This is a genomic window from Pseudomonas sp. TNT2022 ID1044 (genome assembly GCF_028656895.1).
GTDB classification, from domain to species: domain Bacteria; phylum Pseudomonadota; class Gammaproteobacteria; order Pseudomonadales; family Pseudomonadaceae; genus Aquipseudomonas; species Aquipseudomonas reinekei.
In genome coordinates, this window is sequence record NZ_JAMDHB010000055.1 from 1 (window position 1) to 1017 (window position 1017).

Sequence of the window (1017 nt, forward strand, 5' to 3'; positions counted from 1 at the left end):
TCAGTTTTCGCGGCCGCCCAGGGTACCCCAGTTTTTGTGGTCGTCTTCAACTGAGTTTATGACTTCACGCCGCCGAGCCAGCATTTGTTGCGCAGAGACAAACAGGATGAAAGCGAATAATCCATAGAGAAAGGTTGTGGGCACAATTCCAATCATTAAGGCACCTGACAGTGCACCCAATGTCGTCGCTGACTCCAAAACCACAGCGAGCCGCACATTTGTCAGCCGCTCTTTGAGAAATGATGCCGCACTCCCACAAGAGCACGCTATGACAGAGACCAGGCTTGCCCCGATCGCGGTATGAATATCAACGCCAAAGAAAATTGTGAGAATGGGTACGATGAAAATTCCACTCGCCATTCCCAGCAACCCGCCAAGCGCGCTTGCCCCCAACGCTGCGATGAACAACAAAAAGACGGTTGAAAGTTCCATAGAGAAAGCCCGCGTCACTAAGCCCGAGGATGCCGTGAAAGCTTCGTAGAAAAGCGGATTGCATCACCTCGGTAGTAAAGCTTTTCGTAATCAACCGGCCTTTGCTCTCCACTGTAGGAGGTCCGCTCAATCAGAAAGATCGGAGCACCGATCTCAACACCCAGGGCTTGTGCCACATGCTCATTTGCAATCGCAGCCTCGAGTTGGTAACGCGCCTCCGTCAGTGGCATCTCATACTTATTTTCGAGCAGTTCAAAAATTGGCATTACGTCCAAGTCATTGCTAACTACCTTTTCGCCGATATCCAAGGGCAGATAAGTCTCATCGAAGGACATGGGCTCCCCATCTGCGAGGCGCACACGCTCGATACGATAGACGTGCGTTCCAACCGCAATAGCCAATTGCTCAGCAACCTGGCTGTTGGCCGGAACAATACATTTGCTCAGCAGACGCGATGTCGGATGCCGGCCGAGTACAAGCATGTCCTCAGCAAAACCAGTGAGCGCAGTCAGCTCCTGCGTGAGCTTAGGCTTGATGACAAAGGTGCCTTTGCCCCGACGAATCTGGGGTTTGGGGAGCAATGGA

General features: G+C 52.3%; 2 protein-coding genes. Both read right to left on the reverse strand.

Annotation, left to right across the window (positions count from 1 at the left end; all coding sequences use genetic code 11):
* On the reverse strand, positions 1-432 hold the full coding sequence (locus M5G20_RS30115; protein WP_273922131.1) for a sulfite exporter TauE/SafE family protein: 432 nt from the start codon (positions 430-432) through the stop codon (positions 1-3).
* Between the two features lie 17 nt (positions 433-449).
* A partial coding sequence (locus M5G20_RS30120) for a GntR family transcriptional regulator (RefSeq protein ID WP_273922132.1) occupies positions 450-1017 on the reverse strand: 568 nt, incomplete at its 5' end.